The sequence below is a fragment of the Geojedonia litorea genome, from assembly GCF_042654525.1.
Lineage (GTDB): Bacteria > Bacteroidota > Bacteroidia > Flavobacteriales > Flavobacteriaceae > Geojedonia > Geojedonia litorea.
In genome coordinates this window covers 1,251,756-1,273,000 of record NZ_JBHSGP010000014.1, presented here as the reverse complement: position 1 = coordinate 1,273,000, position 21,245 = coordinate 1,251,756, and the positions used below count along the sequence as shown (strand labels likewise).

At 34.9% G+C, this 21,245-nt stretch carries 14 protein-coding genes and 1 tRNA gene; 9 read left to right on the top strand and 6 right to left on the bottom strand.

What is annotated here, in order from left to right; genetic code table 11:
- Genes ACFO5O_RS13530 through ACFO5O_RS13505 form a run of 6 tightly spaced genes read right to left on the bottom strand, consistent with a single transcriptional unit; the run spans position 1 to position 5,503 of the window.
- Positions 1-1,290, bottom strand: a complete 1,290-nt coding sequence (locus ACFO5O_RS13530; RefSeq protein WP_387964665.1) for a hemolysin family protein — start codon at positions 1,288-1,290, stop codon at positions 1-3.
- Positions 1,290-1,484 carry a hypothetical protein gene (locus tag ACFO5O_RS13525; protein WP_387964663.1) on the bottom strand — a complete coding sequence of 65 codons (195 nt, stop codon included), beginning with the start codon at positions 1,482-1,484 and terminating at the stop codon, positions 1,290-1,292. The genes ACFO5O_RS13530 and ACFO5O_RS13525 overlap by 1 nt, the downstream gene beginning before the upstream one ends.
- A gap of 32 nt (positions 1,485-1,516) precedes the next feature.
- The gene (lptC, locus tag ACFO5O_RS13520; protein WP_387964661.1) at positions 1,517-2,041 is read right to left on the bottom strand and encodes an LPS export ABC transporter periplasmic protein LptC; all 525 of its coding nucleotides are present in this window, start codon (positions 2,039-2,041) and stop codon (positions 1,517-1,519) included.
- Between the two features lie 32 nt (positions 2,042-2,073).
- The gene (locus tag ACFO5O_RS13515) at positions 2,074-3,456 is read right to left on the bottom strand and encodes a hypothetical protein (protein WP_387964659.1); all 1,383 of its coding nucleotides are present in this window, start codon (positions 3,454-3,456) and stop codon (positions 2,074-2,076) included.
- A gap of 17 nt (positions 3,457-3,473) precedes the next feature.
- The gene (locus tag ACFO5O_RS13510) at positions 3,474-4,775 is read right to left on the bottom strand and encodes a hypothetical protein (RefSeq protein WP_387964657.1); all 1,302 of its coding nucleotides are present in this window, start codon (positions 4,773-4,775) and stop codon (positions 3,474-3,476) included.
- Positions 4,775-5,503, bottom strand: coding sequence for a type III pantothenate kinase (locus ACFO5O_RS13505; RefSeq protein ID WP_387964655.1), 729 nt, complete (start codon positions 5,501-5,503; stop codon positions 4,775-4,777). Before ACFO5O_RS13505 ends, ACFO5O_RS13510 begins: the two co-directional genes overlap by 1 nt.
- Before the next feature lie 101 nt (positions 5,504-5,604).
- Here ACFO5O_RS13505 and ACFO5O_RS13500 point away from each other — a divergent pair.
- The 9 genes from ACFO5O_RS13500 (at position 5,605) to bglX (ending at position 21,244) form a co-directional block, all read left to right on the top strand.
- A tRNA-Phe gene (locus ACFO5O_RS13500) sits at positions 5,605-5,680 on the top strand.
- Between the two features lie 241 nt (positions 5,681-5,921).
- A complete protein-coding gene (locus tag ACFO5O_RS13495) occupies positions 5,922-8,666 on the top strand; it encodes a helix-turn-helix and ligand-binding sensor domain-containing protein (protein ID WP_387964653.1) in 2,745 nt (914 codons plus the stop codon).
- A 226-nt stretch (positions 8,667-8,892) separates the two neighbouring features.
- Positions 8,893-11,913, top strand: coding sequence for a SusC/RagA family TonB-linked outer membrane protein (locus tag ACFO5O_RS13490; RefSeq protein WP_387964652.1), 3,021 nt, complete (start codon positions 8,893-8,895; stop codon positions 11,911-11,913).
- A 16-nt stretch (positions 11,914-11,929) separates the two neighbouring features.
- On the top strand, positions 11,930-13,471 hold the full coding sequence (locus ACFO5O_RS13485; protein ID WP_387964650.1) for a RagB/SusD family nutrient uptake outer membrane protein: 1,542 nt from the start codon (positions 11,930-11,932) through the stop codon (positions 13,469-13,471).
- Positions 13,472-13,482: 11 nt separating this feature from the next.
- Positions 13,483-15,240, top strand: a complete 1,758-nt coding sequence (locus tag ACFO5O_RS13480; RefSeq protein ID WP_387964649.1) for a LamG-like jellyroll fold domain-containing protein — start codon at positions 13,483-13,485, stop codon at positions 15,238-15,240.
- 130 nt (positions 15,241-15,370) lie between these two features.
- Positions 15,371-16,741, top strand: coding sequence for a glucoamylase family protein (locus ACFO5O_RS13475; RefSeq protein ID WP_387964647.1), 1,371 nt, complete (start codon positions 15,371-15,373; stop codon positions 16,739-16,741).
- Positions 16,742-16,750: 9 nt separating this feature from the next.
- Positions 16,751-18,118, top strand: a complete 1,368-nt coding sequence (locus tag ACFO5O_RS13470) for a glucoamylase family protein (protein ID WP_387964645.1) — start codon at positions 16,751-16,753, stop codon at positions 18,116-18,118.
- A gap of 21 nt (positions 18,119-18,139) precedes the next feature.
- A complete protein-coding gene (locus ACFO5O_RS13465; protein WP_387964644.1) occupies positions 18,140-18,928 on the top strand; it encodes a carboxylesterase family protein in 789 nt (262 codons plus the stop codon).
- Between the two features lie 6 nt (positions 18,929-18,934).
- Complete coding sequence (bglX, locus tag ACFO5O_RS13460) at positions 18,935-21,244, top strand: beta-glucosidase BglX (RefSeq protein WP_387964642.1); 2,310 nt, start codon at positions 18,935-18,937, stop codon at positions 21,242-21,244.
- Position 21,245: the final 1 nt, after the last annotated feature.

Below are 21,245 nucleotides of genomic sequence, written 5' to 3'. Positions count from 1 at the left end.
TTAGTCTTCATCTAGAATTTTGAGGGCAACAACATCAATTTTTGTTGAAGAAACCTCCAGAATGGTAAAGACAAAATTATCTATAGTGATTTGGTCATTGACTTTTGGTATTTCTTCGGTTTCATCAACTATTAATCCTCCTAAAGTTTCATAATTTTCGCCTTCAGGAAGATCGATTTTATAGGTTTCATTAATGTAATCAACCTCTAAACGCGCAGAAAATTTATAATTAGATTCGTCTATCCTTTCTTCAATTAAAGCAATAGTATCATGTTCATCTTCAATTTCCCCAAAGAGTTCTTCTACGATATCTTCAATGGTAATAATTCCAGATGTTCCGCCGTATTCATCAATTACCACAGCAATACTTTTTCGTTTTTTGGTTAAGATGTTGAGTACGTCCTTAATGAGCATAGTTTCTGGCACAAACTCCACAGGCATAGCAATGGCCTTAATAGTTTTAGGCTTTTTGAACAAATCGAATGAATGGATATAACCCAAAATATCATCGATGGAGTCATCATAAACCAAAATTTTGGAAAGTCCAGACGACGTAAATAATGCATTTATATTTTTAATAGAATCACTAACGTCTACAGCAATAATTTCTGTTCTAGGAATCATGACTTCTCGGGCTTTCACCTCGGAGAATTCCAATGCATTCTGAAAGATTTGAATTTCGCTATCTACTTCATCATGTTCTTCAACAGATTCCATTTGCTCGCTAATGTAATTACCCAACTCTACTTTAGTGAGTGCTAATTGCACATGATCTCCTGCTGTTTTGAAAAATCGTCTCAACACAGTGTCTGAAATCCATATCACAAAATCAGTGAAATAATAAAATAACTGATAGAATACGTATGCAGGAACGGCAAAGAGCTTTAAAAAAGTATTGGCATAAATCTGAAAAAATACTTTCGGTAAAAATTCAGCAGTAAATAAAATAATTAGCGTAGATATTACCGTTTGCGTAAATAAGCTTAAATCGGTAAACAAGTAATTTAAAACACCGCTTGATGTAGGCATCATGGACTGAAACCAAGCTACAAGCACATCGCCCATTAAAAACCCGTAAACAACTAGCGCAATGTTATTACCAATTAACATTGTAGCTATAAACTTTGATGGTCTTGCTGTTATTTTAGTTAGAATTCTAGCCAGAAAATCATTTTGCTTTTTCTCAATTTCGATATGGATTTTGTTAGAGGAAACGTAAGCAATTTCCATCCCCGAAAAAAAGGCTGATAAAATTAAGGTTAAAATTATGATAACAATCGTAAGATCCATTAGTTGTTTTTATTGCGATCTTCGATTTTCTTTCTAAATTTTTTTCTGAAGAAAAACATAAATATTGCCAGAGCAACAAAGAGTAGAGACATATAGGATCTGCTGCGGTCACTTGACCAATTAGCTAAAGCATCCCATAAAAATAAAACAGCAAAAATGATGTAGGCGTATTGAAAAATCTTAAGGAGTTTCATGTGTTATATTTTAAATGCACAAAGATAATCAATTATTGATCTATTTCTGTACTTCCGCTACCTTCTAATAATTCATAGTGGTCAAATCTAATATCAGAATCAAAAATATTTCCTCTACCTTGACTACCAGATGCAAAACTAAATCGAACTGGAGAATTGGTAAACAATTGCTCACGCTTTTGATCATAATACATTTGTTGGGCGTATAAGGTATCGTTAGTGTGCGTTATTAATACTACATTACCCTGTAGATCAATGATATCTGTTTCATCATAGACAATGGCATAATCTGCAACGACAACACTTTTGTTTTGTTCTTCATCAAAAAGATTGAGGTGTATGCCTTCTGGAAATTCTGAAAACGCAAAACTTCTATTGGAAAAATCCAACATTTTAGGGCTTAACAAGTTGGCTTTTACCCTACCAGAATCGGTATATTTTAGGTTGATATTTTTAGCCTCGCCAATAGGCTCGTTTTGAAGAACACCAATTTGCTGAACTTCTTTGAAGTTGTTTTTGCATGAAAAAAGCATGGTTGTAACTAACGCTACAACCATGCTTAAAATTTTATATGATTTTATGAATCTCATTAAAGATTAGGAACAGTAACACTTGCACCAATCCAACAACCAATACTAATAACTTTTCCTTGCATATCACCAGAGAAGATTTCGCTTCGTGTTGGTGCTTTTGCTTCGTAATTTGCTACCGATTGATTTGCAGCGCCTCTTAAATTCCCATCAACTCTTCCAGCTTTACGAGCTTCTTCTGCCGCTAACCAAAATACAGCTCTTTTGTTAAAGGTTGTATCTCCACAACTATTGGCACTAGCCGCGTACATTGCTGCAATTGCCAAGTGCGGTCTACCATTAGATGGGTTTAATTTTAAAGACTCTCTATAGTAACCTCTGGCTTGACCATATTGTCCTTTAGATTTTAAACTACTTGCGATTCTTTCAGCTAATTTTCCTTTTTTGTATGGATCACTTTCTAAATCAAAAGCCTGTTTCATATAGGTTTCAGCTTCTCTTTCTTTTCCTTGCTTCAACAAAATTGTAGCTGTAAAATACTTGGTGTCTGCAGATGGTGCAGTAGCATCATACGCTTTTACCAACTCAATATATAAAGGATCATCTGTACATTCTTTGTTATACATTCTACTAACAGCACGTTTTAACCAAACAGCATCACTTTTATATTCTTGAAAATCTTTCTTATATAATGGAATCAAATTCTCACAGTTAGCTAATTGACCTAATTTACTGTCGATACTTCCAGAAATTTTATCATAAGCTTCTAAATAGCTTTCATACTGCTTTTTATACTGCTCTTCTTTTTTTGTTAAAGCTTGACCAGACTCTTCTTTTTGAACTAATCTATTAAGATTCTCAGCATAATTTTGAATTTCACTTTCTATCTTTTCAGATACATCATCATATTTATTAAACACATTTTGAATTGGTGTTTTCTTAGCATTAAACAAATCAACAATTGATGAGAAGTAAATATACAATGCTTTAGGATTAGTGAAATTTTCTAAATCTTGTTTATAGGCCTTATCAGCTGCATCATAAATTTGTTGATCAGAAGCATTAAGCTCTTTTTTATAATCGTACATTAATTGCACCTTATCAGCCAAAACTTCACCCAATTTATAATTTGATGGGTAATATTCAAGGGCCTTATCCCATAGCGTCATTTGGTCATTGATGTAACCCACTTTTTCGGCACCTGCAGAATTTTCAATTTTATGATTTAAGATTTTCTCCCCATATAAATAAATTGCTCTATTAAACTTTGGACATTTATTTCTAACTTTCATCCAAGGTTCAAAAGCTTCATCATATCGTTTGCTTTTATAGTAGTCCACAAATATTGTAAGATTGTTCATGCATTCTTCATCCTGCTGCGCGAAACTTACATTAACACTTAAAAAAAGTGTCATCAAAATTAAAGTAATTCTCGTTTTCATTATTTCTGTATTTACTGTTAGTTATATTTTCGTTTTTGAAACCACCTATCATTTAAAGATAGCCCTATATTTATATTGAAAAAGTTCTCTTGGATTAAGTTCTTATTTGTTGTTCCCCTTTTTCCAATCTCAAAACCTATGTTAGCATTTGAGAAAACATTTCCAATTGGTAATCCTACTCCAAAAGATATGCCAAACTCATTAATAGTCTCATCATTAATTTCTAAACCTGTATTTTCAAAATGCAATCCTGCTCTATAGGTTGCTCTTTTCCAATAACTTCCAAAAGAATTGTAGTCTGGAATCCAAAAACCTCCCAGAGCAAAAGTTGATCCATCTACAAAGGTAGTATTATCTATTGAAAAAATTGGATTTTTAAACTCACTAGTTTTTTGAGTTGTATATTCTGTACCAATAAACCATTTTCTAGGTTGCCCTAAACCAGCTCCAATAGAGAAACGCGACGGTAAAGTTAAATCTGTAGTTTTTAAATTACTACTCTCTAAATCGGCTTCAATTGCGTTAATTACGAATTCTTGTCCTGAAGAATTAAACGCAATGGTTGCAAAAGAGCGTTCATTGTTAGAAGTAAGGGTACTTTTAGGTGTATAGGTTAAGCCTGTAACGAGTTCAAATTTTTCATTAAGCATGGTTTTATACGAAAGACCAAAATTCACATTTAATCCACTTAAATCAGATCTGTTATCCTCTCTAGAATGGTATTGAGCAGGATTGCCATCAGAATCATAAACAAACTCAATGACCGTATTTTGAACATTTCCAAAATTATAACTTACATCAATTCCTATACTTAAACTATTTGATAGTTGATAACCAAGCCCCAAATAAGTTTTGTTAAGCCCTCCTTCTCCGCGGTATCGGTTAGTTAATATATCATTGTCTCGAGATTCAAGTTTGTAACCTACCGAGGTATATGGCAACAAACCAAATCCAACTCCAAACTTACCTAAAGGGAATGATAGTGCTAAATAATCAAAAGTTGTGGAGCTTGTTTTATCGCTTCCAGAATTTGCCTTTAAATTTAAACTACTATGACTTCCTGCAACAGCAAACTTAACGGGACGGCTTTCATCATTGAATGACTTTAAATTGAGTCCGGCGTAACTTGCAGGGTTTCTTAAATTTACGTGGATACTATCTGTAAAAATACTTAAGCCTCCCATACTTTTATTTTCTACTGTGCCTTTAAATTTTAAAGTTCCTATTCCGTAAAAAGAATAAGGAGAGGACGTACCTTCTTGCGCATTCATTTGAAAGGCAAAAAAGACAGTTAAAACTATTACAAGTTTTTTTATCATTAGTCTGAATTGAATTCTAAAATAAAGTTTAAACCTTCTAAAAGAAAATTTGAGTTGGCAAATATGCTATTTTTTAATTGGTTTGACAAGAAATTGGCGTCTCCTCCTGTTAAAATAACTGTTAAATCTGAATATTTTTTTTGATATTCTTCAATAACACCATCAATTTCTTTTACAACCCCAAACACAACCCCAGAATGAATGGAGCTAGAAGTAGTGTCACCAATTAGGTTATTTGGCATCTCGGTATCTAATAACGGAAGATTGGCAGTCAAATTATGTAGCGCATAGTAGCGCAATCTAATACCGGGTGAAATCGCCCCTCCAAAATATTCGTTTTTTGAGCTTATGAAATCATAAGTTATACAAGTACCTGTGTCAATAATTAAAACATTGTTAAATGGAAATTGCTTAACTGACGCGCTTACCAAAGCGATTCTGTCTACTCCAAGTGTATCTGGAGTAGCGTATAAGTTTTTAAACGGTAATTTTAGTTTAGAATTTAATTCTAGTAGCTCAATCTGATTTTTTGTTTTCTCTAATTCAGAGGATTTAAGCTTTCCTACTTTAGAAATTATGCCTTTTTTTAACTTTGGAAATTCATCAATTAATTTTTGAACTTCGGTAATGATATCTTCAGGTTTACATACTAATTTATGAAGCAGATTATCTTGATGAAAAACAGCCAATTTCACTAATGTGTTACCTATATCAATTATTAAGTTCATTGTAGAATTAAAAGCTGTAAATTTACAAAAGCATTTTTTTATATTTTCTTTTTGTGAATAATAAAAAATGCCACTATATTTGCAACCGCAATTAAGCGACTGGTGCCTTAGCTCAGTTGGTAGAGCAAAGGACTGAAAATCCTTGTGTCCCTGGTTCGATTCCTGGAGGCACCACCACTAAAAAGCCTTAAACGTTTAGAAATAAATGATTTAGGGCTTTTTTGGTTTTAATTCTCTTCAATTTCCAAGTGTTTTTCTATTTGTTATTGTTTTGTACAATTAATATATTTAATCGAATATATCATTATATTCACCTCGAATTACATCTATCTAAAAACACTTTTATCATATAACAACAATGAAATTAAGGGATTTCATCACAAGCTTATTTTTAGTTTTTTGCTTAACCTTTAGCCATTTGTCATTGGCCCAATACTCTCCTTATTTTCAAAATTTTTCACTTTCCGAATATAATGCAGGCAATCAAAATTGGGATGTTTCAAAAGCTGACAATGGCAAGCTCTATGTTGCCAATAATAATGGTCTATTAGAATATGATGGCTTAAAGTGGACCTTTAATGAGCTGCCTAATAAAACAACAATTAGGTCGGTATTAGCTCATGACAGCCTCATTTATACAGGCAGTTATGAAGAATTTGGATATTGGAAAAAAAATAAAAAGGGTGAATTAATTTATCATTCTTTAAGTGCATCTATTAAGGATGAAATTTCTTTAAGTGAGGAGTTTTGGCAAATTATCACCTATAATAATGCAATCATTTTTAGATCATTTTCAAATATATACATTTATGAAAATGGCAAAATTAATAAAATCAAACCTGCTTCAACTGTTATTTCATGTGATCAAGTAGATGGCAAATTATATGTATCCACTTTAAGAGGTGGTATTTTTAGATTAGACGGAACTAATTTGACTCAAGTTATAACAAATGAAGAACTTTCAGACGTTAAGGTCATTTCAATTTCAAAAATGGGTAGTAACCTTTTTATTACTACCGCACTTAAAGGTTGTTTTATCTATGGCCCAGATCAAAAACTGGCTCCGTGGAATTCAGAAATTAACACTTTGATAAAGCAGCATCAATTAAATAGCTTTTCAAAATTAAATACTGGCAATTTGGTTTTTGGCACCATTAAAAATGGTATTTATGGAACAGATTCAAGAGGGGACATAATTTTTCATGTTAATAAAGAAAATGGTTTAGCAAATAATACGATATTAAGCCAATGTGTTGATAGTTCAAACAAACTATGGCTAGGACTAGACAACGGTGTTGCTTCAATTGATTTAAACAGTCATCATTCTTTTTACAATGATATTTCTGGAAGATTAGGAGCTGTTTATGATGTCATTCGTTATAAAAACACCATTTACATTGGTAGTAATACAGGTTTATTTTATTTAGACAATAATGGGGAACTACAATTTATTGAAGGTTCACAGGGCCAGGTTTGGGATTTGAGAATTATAAATAATCAACTTTTTTGCGGTCATAACAACGGTACTTATATAGTAGAGTCTAATAGGATTTCACTGATATCTGAATTTACTGGTGGTTGGGTAATTAAAAAAGTGCCAGAACAAAACAATATTTATGTCCAGGGTACTTATGCTGGTTTAGTTAAATTCAAAAACGATTCTGGCAAATGGACAGTTAAGCATTTAGGCAAAACAACTATACCAGTAAGGTTTTTAGTTTTTGAAGATAAATATACCGCTTGGGCGGCACATGCTTATAATGGTCTCTATAAAATTAAGTTCAGTGATAATTATGACTCTATAATTTCAACTTTGAGCTATGCCAACAAAGGGCTTTTGTCAAATTACAATGTCAGAGTTTACAACATAAAAAATAACATTTGCTTTAAAACTAATGAAGGATGGCAAAAATATGAGCCTTTATTAGACAGTATTGTTCCTTATAAATTTTTAAATGAAAATCTCGGAAAGGACTCATATATTATTTCTGACGACAATACAGATCAAATCGCAGTAAAAAGCAAAAAAGATTTAATCAATTTTATTTCACTAAATGATCAAAAGGTTGAATTATCGTTAACAAGTAATTTCTTTGAAAATCGATTAATCGTTGGCTTCGAAAAGATATCAAAACTCAATGACTCTATTTATGCGTTAAATCTTAATGACGGTTTTATGCTCATTGATGGAATAAATTATTCCGAAAATTTAATACTTCAAGCACCAATAATTGAGCGCATTGAAGTTGATAAAGCAATGATAGATATTAATACTAGTAATCCCGTTGAATTTTCGTTTAATCAAAGTATTAGCATATCTGTATCATCTCCAAAGTCTGATAACCATTATTTTGAATATGCAATTTCTAATTTAGACTCTTTACAATGGTACAAACTCGATAAAGAAAAGTTAGAATTATCTAACCTTAGTAACGGATCCTATACTATTTTATTTAGGGCTGCCAATAATTTTGGAGGCAAATCAGATGCCACACCACTAGATATTAGCGTTTTACCTCCTTGGTATAAAAATAACATTGGTTTTGCACTATACGGGCTTTTAATTATTATAACAATAGTTTTATTCTATGCACTACATAAACGAAAAGTTGACAAAGAACAAAAGCTACTTCAACTAAAATTTGAACAAGAGCAACGTGAATTAATTAAAGAAAAAACACTTGAGAATGAACGAAAAATAGTTGAATTAAAAAATGAAGCTTTAAAAAACGAGGTCAAACTAAAAAGCAAACAACTTGCTAATACAGCTATGGCCCTTGTTAAAAAGAACGAAACATTAATGGAATTAAAGAAAGAATTAGTGGAGCATAAAAGTGGTTTCGACAATTATTATTCGTATAAAAAACTTTTAAAAAATATAGACAATTCGATTGGTCATAAAGACGAATGGGAAGTATTCGAATACAATTTTAATCAAGTCCATGAAGAATTCTTTAACCAACTAAAAAAGCAATTCCCGAACCTTACTCACAAAGATTTAAAAATTTGCGCGTATATTAAGATGAATTTATCTACGAAGGAAATTGCGCCATTATTAAATATCTCAATAAGAGGGGTTGAAACTCACAGATATCGATTAAAACGCAAGTTAAATTTAGAAAATGACATTTCTATAGGCACTTATTTGCGAAAATTTAAATGATAAGTAGATAAAAGAATACTTTTTCCTCATTTTTTTATACGTCATTACTACGTCACTTGAATAAACAATTTCTGAAAACACTGATAATTTTATATATTAATGCTACGTCAATATTAGTTTTCAGCAAATTTAACAGTTGTGACGTAACTAAAATGTATTTCATTCTACTGCATACCTGAAAATACATTTTAACTTGCTATCGACTAACAATTCAAATTCAAATTATATGAAAACACGACTTAAGTTATTACTATTACTACTTTTTGTTACTTCATCCTTCTATGCACAAGTTGTAACAGTGAGTGGTCTAGTAACAAGTGCCGATGACGGCCTGCCCTTACCAGGTGCAAATGTCATTATTCTAGGTACAAACAAAGGAACAAGCACAGATTTTGACGGTAATTACTCAATCTCTGCAAATGTTGGGGAGGTTTTAGAATTCAGTTCACTTGGGTTTAGAACAATAACAGTAACCGTTAACAATCAAACCACAATCAACATTGCACTTGAAACAGATATTGCAAGTTTAGATGAAATTGTAATTATTGGATATGGTGAAATGAAATCTAAAGATCTTACTTCATCAATTACAACAATCAAAGCAGAAGAATTAGCAACTGTACCTTCTGGTTCTGCCATGCAAGCAATGCAAGGTAAAGTTGCAGGATTGCAAGTTGTAAGCAATGGCTCTCCAGGTCAAGGTCCAACAATAAGAGTTCGTGGTATTGGATCCTATTTAGGTGGCGCATCTAATCCTTTATATGTTGTTGATGGTATGTTCTTTGACAATATCGATTTTCTGAATACGGCCGATATCACCTCAATTTCAGTGCTTAAAGATGCTTCTGCCTCCGCGATTTATGGGGTAAGAGCCGCGAATGGTGTTGTTTTAATCGAAACCAAATCTGGACGATTCAATAAAAAAGCAGAAATCACCTATGATGGATACTCGGGCTATCAGGTAGCACAAAATGTATTAAAAGTTGCTAATGCAGAACAGTTTACAACTTTAGCACTCGAATCTGGATCAGCTCCAGATGCTCAATTTATATTAAATGCTATGCAACGTTATGGGCGAAGCCGAGTAAATCCTAATGTGCCAGATGTGAATACAGATTGGTATGATGAAATCATTAGAAATGGATTTATTCAAAATCATAGCATTAGTGTTAATGGTGGTGCTGATAACGTTTCATATTCTGTTGGTGCAAACTATTTCGCACAAGAAGGTATTCTTAACATGAAAAATGAATACGAAAGATTTAACTTAAGAAGTAAAATTGAATTTAAGGCTAATGAGTGGTTAAAACTTGGAGCTAATACTGTATTAAGTAATGCTACACGTTATGACGGTGAGAATTCAGCTTGGAGATCGGCTTACTTTGCTGTACCAATAATGCCGGTCTATGACCCAAATTTATTAGATGACCCTAATGTATTTCCCAAAAACTATGCGAATGCTCAAGATTTAGGATATAGAGGCGGTCAAAACCCCTTTCCTTTATTAGATCTTAGCGAGAACAGAACGAAAATAAGAAATGTACTTGCAAATTTCTTTGCAGAAGTAAGTTTAATACCAGAAAAATTAATTTTTAAAACTGCCTATAACCATAATTTCTCAAGTTTTGAATCTAGAAATGTAGATTTACCATATTTTATTGGCAACAACTTTAAAAGAGACGACGCCACATTAAGAAAGGCTTTTGGCAATACTTCCAATCAAATTTGGGATAACACCCTAACTTTTAAAGATACTTTTGGCAAACATAATTTAACAGTGTTGGCAGGTACCTCATTTAGAGATGAAGCTTTTCAATCGTTGGGGGCAACAGCCTTAAACTTTCCTTTATCAGGAGAAGAATCTTATTATATAGATCAAGCACAAACTATTGTTGAAGGTAGTGTTGGTGATGGTGGTGTACGCGAATATGGACTTTCATATTTTGGACGAGTATCTTATAACTTTGACGATCGATATCTTCTTTACGGAACATTTAGAGCAGATGGTGTTAGAAAATATGTTGAAAAATGGGGTTACTTCCCAGTTATAGGGGCTGGATGGGTCATTTCAGAAGAATCCTTTATGAAAGATAATAGCGTTATCGATTTTCTTAAATTACGTGGTAGTTGGGGAAAGCTTGGTAATGACAAAGTTCCATCACAATCAGGTGCCCTAACTAATACAGTTGTTACAACTGCTTTAGGAGATGTATTATATAGTGGCGTAACCACTGGTAGTGATTTTTCAGCATTAAGATGGGAGCTTACAGAAGAAACCAATGTTGGTCTTTCTGCACAATTATTTAACAATAATCTTTCTATTGAAGCCGATTATTTTATTAGAGATACGAAAGATGCTGTTATTCCTGTTGAACGACCATTAATTCCTGGTGTTACTTTTAAAAACGTTGGTGAGATTAGAAACACTGGTCTTGAAGTAGCATTATCTTGGAATAAAAAAGTTTCAGATGACTTTAGCTATAACTTAGGATTCAACTTTGCTAGTCTTAAAAATGAAGTTTTAGACTTAAGTAATGAAACAGGATTTCTTGATTCTGGTTCAGCAGAGTTTAGACAACGTTCTATAGTTGGAGAAACCTTGTTTGCATTTTATGGTCGTGAAGTCGTTGGTGTATATCAAAATAATGCCGAAATACAAGCCGATCCAATTGCAGTAGCTAACAATTTAGTTCCAGGTGATTTTAAATATAGAGACATTAACGGAGATGGCACTATCAATGATGACGACAGAACCACGATAGGGTCATTTTTACCAACATATACATTTGGATTTAATCTAGGGTTTAATTATAAAAACTTTGATTTCGCAATTACAGGGTCAGGACTTGGTGGAAATAAAATATTAAATCGTAAACGATTGGAAGTTATTTTCACTAGCGACACAAATTGGGATCGTGATTTTGCGATAAACCGTTGGCACGGAGAAGGCACTACCAATTCCTATCCATCAGCAGCAGCAGTTAGAAAGGGCTGGAATCAGCGTTTAAATGATTATTATACAGAAGATGGTGATTATGTGAGAATCCAAAATATAACATTAGGATATACCATAAACAAAGATGGAAACATGAAAGATCTTCCAAAGTTTAGGATTTACCTAACTGCCGAAAAGCCATTAACGCTATTTAAATATAATGGCTTTAACCCTGAAGTTTCTAATGGTGTAGATAATCAAACTTACCCAATCCCTGCTGTTTATACCGTTGGGGTAAATATAAAAATATAAAAAAGTTATGAAAACAATGTTTAACACAATCAAAATTAAATCCCTATTGGTACTCGTGTTAGTTGCCGCCTTAGGGTGTTCAGACAAATTAGACGAACCACAGGAGAACAATAGTTTTACTGGGAGTACTGATTTTACAAAAACCGAGGACATGAAACTTTCAATTATTGGAGTTTATGCCGCGTTTCAGTCAAGAGGATGGGAACAACCATTACTTATCGGTGTTAGAGGTGATGATGTCAATGCTGGTGGTTTGGGAGATCAACAAGATTTTGCTGAAACTGACAAATTTAACTACAATAAAGATTATTGGATGTATAACTCCTTATGGGAAAACATATATGTAGACATTATAGCAGCTCATACAGCAATGGATCAAATTAAAAGATACCAAGACTTTGCTAATAATGCAGGAGTTGCTCTAGGTAATCAATATATAGCAGAAGCTAAAGTTTTAAGAGCGATTATGCTTTTTCATATCTCTCAAGTATGGGGTGATGTATTTATCCCAGAATCGTCAGATACTTCAGAATTGCTGGCCTTGACTTCAGTGCCAACCCAAGCTGAAGTTATGCAACATCTCTCAGACCAAATGGATGAAGCAATACCAAATTTACCAGACATGCGACCTAATGAACGTACTGATCTACCAGGAGGTGTTACAAAATACACCGCTTTAGCTATTAAAGCACTTGCAAATCAAGAATTAGGAAATTACCAAGCTGTTGCAGATGCCGCTGGACAGATTATAAGTTCAGGAAAGTTTAGCCTTTATCCAGACTTTTATGAATTATTTAAAACTCCGGGAAAGCTAAGTAATGAAGTTTTATTGGATATGCAATACTCAGACTTCGGACAAGGTCAAGGTGATCGTGAAGGGCATTTATATGCGCCTTATGGCCCTCAAAACTGGACTCCTGCCGTAGCAGGTGCTAGTAGCGGCTGGGGTTTTTACGAACCAAGTATGAAATTTATCAAATTTATGCTGGATCGAAATGAAACAGTACGATTAGAAACCAGTGTGTTGTTCACCAATCGTGGAATTGCTGAAATACAAGCAGACCCACAATATGCTTCATTACCTTCATGGATTTCAAATACAACTAGAGACGGTGATCGTATTAATGACTATGCTAGAGCCTTGTTTGCCAGCGGTAAACATTACCTACCATCAAATCAATTAATACCTGGCAGAACTGCTTATGGTAGTAACAAAAACTACACTATTTTGAGATATGCTGAAATCTTGTTGATGTATGCCGAAGCACTTACTCATGGTGCAAATGGATCTGGAATGACTGCCGATCAGGCTGTTAATCTCGTAAGACAGCGTGCTGGTTTAGGCACCATTTCTGGGGTGACACTTGATCAAGTATTGAATGAAAAATATGCTGAATTGAGTATGGAATGGGGAAAAAGATACTTCGATTTAATTCGTCTTGGCAGAGCAAATGAATTAAATTATGATGGTAGAACTTTTTCTATGGATAAGAAATACTTACCCTATCCTCAAGGTCAAGTAGATCAATTTCCAATTTTAGCACAACGAAATAACTAAAAAATAAAACAATGAAAAATATATTAAAATACGCATTAGCACTCCTTCTTTCGATTGCTATGACCTCGTGCTATGATGGGATAGATCCTATTACGGCAGTCGATCCAGGCCCAGATGCTGGAGCTCCGTTAGTAACTATCGTGAAGCCAGCTGAAGGATTAGAAATTCAAGTACCAGACCCAATTACTTCTGTAAACATTGAGTTTAAAGCTGAAGATGACATAGAACTTTCAATGGTTACTGTTGCATTAGATGGAAATCAGATAGCTTCATTTGATAGCTTTACTGATTATAGAATAGTTACAAGAGCTTTCAGTTATGACAATGTAACTACTGGTGAGCATGTGTTAACGGTTACTGCAACAGATCTCGCAGGCAACACTACTATATCTGCTGTTAATTTTAGTAAAGAACCACCTTACACGCCATTGTTTAGTGGCGAGATGTTCTATATGGGCTTTGATGGAAGTTATACAGACTTGGTTTCTATTAAAGATGCTACAGAAGTTGGGTCGCCTGGCTTTACTGGCTCAGGTCGCGTAGGTAGTGACGCCTATGCAGGTGCAACAGACTCCTATCTCACCTTTCCAACTGCAGGAATGTTAGGAAGTGAATTTAGTGCATCATTTTGGTATAAAGTCAATGCTACGCCTGATCGTGCAGGAATTTTAGTTATAGGTCCTGAAGATACAGCTAATGCTAACTATCCTACTTCACAAAATAATCGTAAAAGTGGTTTTAGATTATTCCGTGAAAATGCTGGTGGAAAGCAACGTATAAAACTTAATGTTGGTAACGGTACAGGAGACAGCTGGTTTGATGGTGGCGCAGCAGCAGACATTGATCCTGCTGTAAATGATTGGGTACATATTGCGTTCTCAATTTCTAATACTGAAAGTGTAGTTTATATTAATGGACAAGTAGTTAAACAAGGTGCTTTTACAGGCGTTGATTGGACAGGTTGTGATATTCTTTCAATTATGTCTGGCGCACCACGATTTACTGGTTGGAACCATAAATCTGACTTAAGCAACATGGATGAGTTACGACTTTTCAATAAAGCTATCACCCAGACAGATGTTGTTAACATGATTGCTCAAGGCAGCAAATCATTTAACATGTCGTTTAATGGAAGCTATGTAGAATCCATAAGTAAAGTTGATGCCGCTGAAGTTGGATCGCCAGGATTTGCAGGTGAAGCTTATATGGGTAATAATGCCTATGCTGGTGCAACAGATTCATATTTAACCTTTCCAACAGCGGGATTACTAGGTTCTGAATTCAGCGCCTCAATGTGGTATAAGCTAAATGCTGTGCCAGACCGAGCAGGAGTTTTAGTTGTTGGACCAGAAGACACTGCGAACGCCAATTACCCAGCTTCACAAAATAATCGTAAACATGGTTTTAGATTTTTCCGTGAAAACGCAGGAGGCAAACAACGCTTCAAATTAAATGTTGGTAATGGTACAGGCGACAATTGGTTTGATGGTGGCGCTGCTGCAGATGTTGACCCTGCTGTTAACGATTGGGTGCATTTAGCATTCACCATTTCAGGAACTGAATGTGTTGTATACATCAATGGCCAAGTTGTCAAACAAGGCGCTTTTTCGGGCGTAAGCTGGGAAGGTTGTGATATTTTATCAATTATGTCTGGAGCACCTAGATTTACAGGATGGAATCATAAATCTGATTTAAGCTATATGGACGAATTACAAATTTTCAACAAAGCCTTATCTCAAACTGAAATTCAAGCCGTTATGGCACAATAACCTCATAATAGACTCCAGCAATTGATATACAAAGGCTAGAGTCTTATTTTACTTTTTGAGTTAGTTTATTTTTATGTATCAGCTGCATTTCTGGAGAGCAGTGCAGCTGATATTCCTAATCATTTTAAAAATGAAAAACAAAAGCACTACAGTCTTCTTGTTGTTATTATTCTTGCTATATTTTAGTTATAGTTGTAAGCAAGACAAAAAAAGTATAGCACAGAGTAAAACCCTATCAGAGTCGATTGCACAATTATCTGACGATGACTTATTGGATTCTATTCAAAAGCAAACCTTCAACTATTTTTGGGAAGGTGCAGAACCCAATTCGGGAATGGCAAGAGAACGTTTACATATGGATGATATATATCCAACCTCTCCAAAAAACACGGTAACAACTGGTGGCAGTGGGTTTGGACTAATGGCAATCTTGGTTGGTGTAGAACGAAACTTTATTACACGGGAACAAGCCTTAAAACGTTATCATAAAATAGTAGACTTTCTAGATACAGCTGACCGATTTCATGGTGCCTGGCCACATTGGATTAATGGTGAAACAGGGAAAGTGGTACCCTTTAGTAAAAAAGACAATGGTGGTGATTTAGTTGAAACTGCGTTTTTAGTTCAAGGATTACTAACCGTAGCTGAATATTTTAAAAATGGTAACGAAAAAGAACAGGAGTTAGTTACTAAAATTGAAAACCTTTGGAAAGCGGTTGAATGGGATTGGTACACAAAAAATGGTGAAGATGTGCTCTATTGGCATTGGTCACCAGAATATGCCTGGGAAATGAATTTTCCTGTTGGCGGCTATAATGAATGTCTAATCATGTACATTTTGGCTGCGGCCTCTCCTACTCATTCCATAAAAAAATCAGTTTATGAAAAAGGCTGGGCAAGAAATGGAAAAATAGTTTCTAGTGATTCTCTTTATGGATTGCCGCTTGTTTTGAATTATTATGAGCATGATGACGCAGCAATTGGCCCATTATTTTGGGCACACTATTCATATTTAGGATTAAATCCAAACGGGCTTTCTGATCAGTATGCAGACTATTGGATATTAGTCCAAAATCAGGCAAAAATTCATTATAAATACGCCATAGAAAATCCAAAAAATTATAAAGGCTATGGAGACCATCTTTGGGGTTTAACTTCAAGTTATTCAATCAACGGTTATAAAGGACATAGACCAGGTAATGATTTTGGTGTCATATCCCCTACTGCGGCACTTTCTTCATTTCCTTATACTCCAAAAGAAAGTATGCAAATGTTAAAATATCTGTACAAAGAGCAGGATAGCTTAATAGGGAAATATGGCCCTTATGACGCCTTTAGTCTTCATGACAAATGGTACTTACCAAGATATTTAGCAATTGATCAAGGACCTATCTCAGTGATGATAGAAAATTACCGAACAGGATTACTATGGAATTTGTTTATGAAAAATGAAGATGTTAGATCCGGTTTAGACAAATTAGGATTCACTTATAAAAAATAACAATTTCACATGAAAACTTTTTTTAAGTTGTTTATCTGTTTAATTCTAATAAACTGTTCAAAAGATAATGGGCCTGGATATCAGGAACCTTATATCCCCGATCAGGTCGATCCAACTCCCGTAGTCCCTCTGTCAGATGAGGAAATGATGAATTTAACTCAAGAAACAACTTTTAAATATTTTTGGGACTTTGCCAATACTATCTCTGGAGCAGCCAAAGAACGTTATCATCCAGACAATCCTACTTTAAATCAAAATGTGGTTACTAGTGGTGGGACAGGATTTGGGTTGATGGCTATTTTAGTAGGCATTGAACGCGGTTATGTAACCAGAAGCCAAGCCGTTGAAAGGTTGACCACCATTCTTAATTTTTTTGAAACAGCAAATCGTTTTCATGGAGCTTGGTCACATTGGATTGATGGTAATTCGGGTAATGTCATTCCCTTTAGTGCTCAAGACAATGGTGGCGATTTAGTTGAAACTGCCTTTTTAGCGCAAGGACTTATCTGTCTAAAAGAATATTTTAAAAATGGAAGCACAGAAGAGCAGGCATTAGCAAATAAGGCAGATATGCTTTGGAAGGGTATTGAATGGAACTGGTATACCCAGGGCCAGGATGCCTTGTACTGGCATTGGAGCCCTAACCATGGTTTTGCAATCAACTTGAGATTAAGAGGCTACAATGAAACCATGATTGCTTATATACTAGCAGCTGCATCACCAAATTACCCCATTACTCCTTCAGCTTATCAAAATGGTTGGGCCGATAATGGTAATATAGTTTCTTCAAATGTGCAATATGGGTTTCCATTAATTTTGAAGCATGCAGGATCACCATCATACGGCGGCCCATTGTTTTTTAGTCACTATTCATTTCTTGGACTCAACCCTAAAAACTTGTCTGACCAATATGCCAATTACTGGAGTTTAGCCGTAAATCATACCAAAATAAACCGTCAATACTGTATAACCAACCCTAAAAATTATAAGGATTATGGTGAAGATTGCTGGGGCCTAACCGCAAGTTATTCAAGAAATGCTGATGGGTCACTAGGCTATTCAGCTCATAGCCCAGTAAATGATAAAGGGGTTATCTCACCTACAGCCGCAATTAGCTCAATTCCCTATACCCCTTCAGAATCTTTAAAAGCTATGCATTATTTCTATCAAAACAAGGATAAGCTCTTGGGGCCTGCAGGTTTTTATGACGCTTTTAGTCCTGAATATAATTATTGGGTAGGCAAAGCTTATTTGGCCATTGATCAAGGTCCTCAAATTATTATGATAGAAAACCATAGAACCGGACTTCTTTGGAACTTATTTATGCAAAATGAAGATGTTAAACGAGGTTTAGATGCACTTGGATTTAATTATTAATAACAATTGATACTATTTTTTATGAAAATTAAACTGCTTTTCACATTTGTATTAGTGTACAGCTTAAGTTATAACACTCTTTTTGCACAAGACCAGAAACTATACGAGCATAAACAGTTTGTTAATGGTAAAGACACATTGAACTACCGCATCATGTTACCCAAAAAATTTGATAACACCAAAAAGTATCCTGTACTATTATTTCTACACGGTGCTGGTGAACGTGGTAACGACAATACTATTCAATTAGTTCATGGCAGTTCATTATTTGCCAAGCGTAAAAACAGAAAAAAATTTCCTGCAATAGTTATTTTTCCACAGTGTCCAAAAGATGATTTTTGGGCCAACGCATCAGTAGATCGAAGTACCAAACCTATTTCCTTAAATTTTCCATTAGGTGGCGAGCCTACTAAATCGCTGAAGTTGGTTATGGAACTCATGGAATCTTATTTGAACCATGCTTATGTAAAGAAGGATCAAATCTATGTAGGTGGTCTCTCTATGGGCGGAATGGGCACCTTTGAACTCCTCTACAGAAAACCAAAAATGTTTGCTGCGGCGTTTTCAATTTGTGGCGCAGGAAATCCAGTAGCTACTGAAGCTTACGCTAAAAAAACAGAATTATGGGTATTCCACGGCGCTAAAGATGACATAGTCAACCCACAGTTATCCATAGATATGGTAAGCGGTGTTCTACAAGCCGGAGGTACTCCAAATTTTTCACTATACGCCAATGACAATCACAACAGCTGGGATTCAACATTTGCTGAACCCGAACTTTTGCCTTGGCTTTTTTCTAAATCAAAATAACTAACAATGAAGACATCATCAGTAATCATCATTCTATTAATTGCATTTCAACTTACTTCGTGCAATTCAAGTGATCAAAAAAATAATACAAATCCATCTGCTAATCCTTTTGAAAAACATGTTGATTCCATCTTGAGTTTAATGACTTTGGAAGAAAAACTTGGCCAATTAAATTTGCCTTCATCAGGAGATATTACAACAGGGCAAGCACAAAGCTCTGATATTGCTAAGAAAATAGAGGAAGGAAAAGTTGGAGGTCTATTTAATATAAAAACCGCTCAAAAAATCAGAGATGTTCAAAAAATCGCAGTTGAAAAAAGTCGACTTAAAATCCCTCTACTTTTTGGTATGGATGTCATTCACGGTTATGAAACTACCTTTCCAATTCCATTAGGATTATCTGCTTCTTGGGATATGGAATTAATTGAGAAAACTGCAAGAGTTGCTGCTATTGAGGCCAGTGCTGATGGTATAAATTGGACCTTTTCCCCTATGGTCGACATTTCAAGAGATCCGCGATGGGGCAGGGTTTCGGAAGGCTCTGGTGAAGACCCATTTTTAGGAAGTGAAATTGCTAAAGCAATGGTAAGTGGCTATCAAGGGAACGATTTAACTCTACAAAACACAATTCTTTCTTGTGTAAAGCACTTTGCACTTTATGGTGCTCCAGAAGCTGGACGTGATTACAATACGGTTGACATGAGCAAGATTAGAATGTACAATGAATATCTTCCTCCTTATAAAGCGGCTATTAATGCTGGAGTTGCCTCCGTAATGGCTTCGTTTAATGAAATAGATGGAATTCCTGCTACTGGAAACAAATGGCTACTTACTGATCTACTCCGTGACGATTGGGGCTTTAACGGATTTGTAGTAACGGATTATACAGGTATTAATGAGATGGTAGATCACGGTATGGGTGATTTGCAGCAAGTTTCGGCACTAGCGTTAAAGGCTGGGGTAGATATGGATATGGTAGGCGAAGGTTTATTAACCACACTTAAGGCTTCATTAGATGAAGGCAAAATAACTATTGACCAAATTGATACTGCCGTAAAGCGCATCCTTACTGCAAAATATCAACTAGGATTATTTGACGACCCTTATAAATATTGCAATCCTGAACGTGCAAAAACTGAAGTATTTACTCAAGAACATCGCACTTTTGCTAGAAAAGTTTCGGCAGAATCCATGGTACTTCTAAAAAATGAAAACAATCTATTACCGTTAAAAAAGTCGGGGACCATTGCATTAATTGGGCCTTTAGCTAATTCTGCTGTTAATATGGCAGGCACATGGAGCGTGGCTACCAAACAAGAAAAATCCAATCCGTTGTTAGAAGGTTTAAAAACCGTTGTTGGAGATAAGGCAACTGTTCTTTACGCCAAAGGAAGTAATGTAGATTATGATTTAGCTTTTGAAAATCGAATTACGATGTTTGGAAAAAGTATTCCAAGAGATGGCAGAACAGACAAGCAACTTTTGGATGAAGCACTTACGATTGCAGCAAAATCCGACGTTATAGTTGCCGCTTTAGGTGAAACTGCCGAGTTAAGTGGAGAAAGTAGTAGCGTTACTAATCTGCAAATTCCTCAAGTACAAAAAGACCTTTTAAATGCTTTATTAAAAACAGGTAAGCCGGTGGTTTTGGTTTTATTTACGGGAAGGCCATTGGCCATTGTGGAAGAAAATGAAAATGTTCCTGCCATTTTGAATGTCTGGTTTCCTGGAAGTGAAGCTGGATTAGCCATTTCAGATGTACTATTTGGCGATGTAAATCCTTCAGGAAAATTAAGCGCGACTTTTCCAATGAATGTTGGACAAGTTCCAATTTTCTACAACCATAAAAACACGGGAAGGCCACTAGGAAACAAAGAAGGTAAGTTTGAGAAATTCAGAAGTAATTATTTAGATGTCCGCAATGAACCCTTATATCCTTTTGGTTATGGTTTGAGCTATACAACATTTGAATATTCAAATTTAAAATTAAGTTCAGATCAGATGAATATGAATGGAAGTCTTGATGTGTCTGTTGATGTAACCAATTCTGGAAATTATGACGGCAAAGAAGTTGTTCAGTTATACTTGCGGGACTTGGTCGGTTCCGTAACGAGACCAGTAAAAGAATTGAAAGGGTTTCAAAAAATAGAAATCAAAAAGGGTGAAACCAAAACCGTGACCTTTAAACTTACAACTGAAGATTTAAAATTCTATAATTACGATTTGAATTTTGTTGCAGAACCAGGAACGTTTGAAGTTTTTGTAGGCACTGATTCAAATGCGACATTAAAATCCAATTTCCAATTGACTCCATAAT

Bases quoted from the DNA above. Each gene is read 5' to 3' on its own strand.
- lptC (WP_387964661.1), bottom strand. From the start codon at position 2,041: ATGGTTGTAGCGTTAGTTACAACCATGCTTTTTTCATGCAAAAACAAC.
- ACFO5O_RS13475 (WP_387964647.1), top strand. From the start codon at position 15,371: ATGAAAAACAAAAGCACTACAGTCTTCTTGTTGTTATTATTCTTGCTA.
- ACFO5O_RS13490 (WP_387964652.1), top strand. From the start codon at position 8,893: ATGAAAACACGACTTAAGTTATTACTATTACTACTTTTTGTTACTTCA.
- ACFO5O_RS13510 (WP_387964657.1), bottom strand. From the start codon at position 4,775: ATGATAAAAAAACTTGTAATAGTTTTAACTGTCTTTTTTGCCTTTCAA.
- ACFO5O_RS13530 (WP_387964665.1), bottom strand. From the start codon at position 1,290: ATGGATCTTACGATTGTTATCATAATTTTAACCTTAATTTTATCAGCC.
- ACFO5O_RS13525 (WP_387964663.1), bottom strand. From the start codon at position 1,484: ATGAAACTCCTTAAGATTTTTCAATACGCCTACATCATTTTTGCTGTT.
- ACFO5O_RS13465 (WP_387964644.1), top strand. From the start codon at position 18,140: ATGAAAATTAAACTGCTTTTCACATTTGTATTAGTGTACAGCTTAAGT.
- bglX (WP_387964642.1), top strand. From the start codon at position 18,935: ATGAAGACATCATCAGTAATCATCATTCTATTAATTGCATTTCAACTT.
- ACFO5O_RS13505 (WP_387964655.1), bottom strand. From the start codon at position 5,503: ATGAACTTAATAATTGATATAGGTAACACATTAGTGAAATTGGCTGTT.
- ACFO5O_RS13470 (WP_387964645.1), top strand. From the start codon at position 16,751: ATGAAAACTTTTTTTAAGTTGTTTATCTGTTTAATTCTAATAAACTGT.
- ACFO5O_RS13485 (WP_387964650.1), top strand. From the start codon at position 11,930: ATGTTTAACACAATCAAAATTAAATCCCTATTGGTACTCGTGTTAGTT.
- ACFO5O_RS13480 (WP_387964649.1), top strand. From the start codon at position 13,483: ATGAAAAATATATTAAAATACGCATTAGCACTCCTTCTTTCGATTGCT.
- ACFO5O_RS13515 (WP_387964659.1), bottom strand. From the start codon at position 3,456: ATGAAAACGAGAATTACTTTAATTTTGATGACACTTTTTTTAAGTGTT.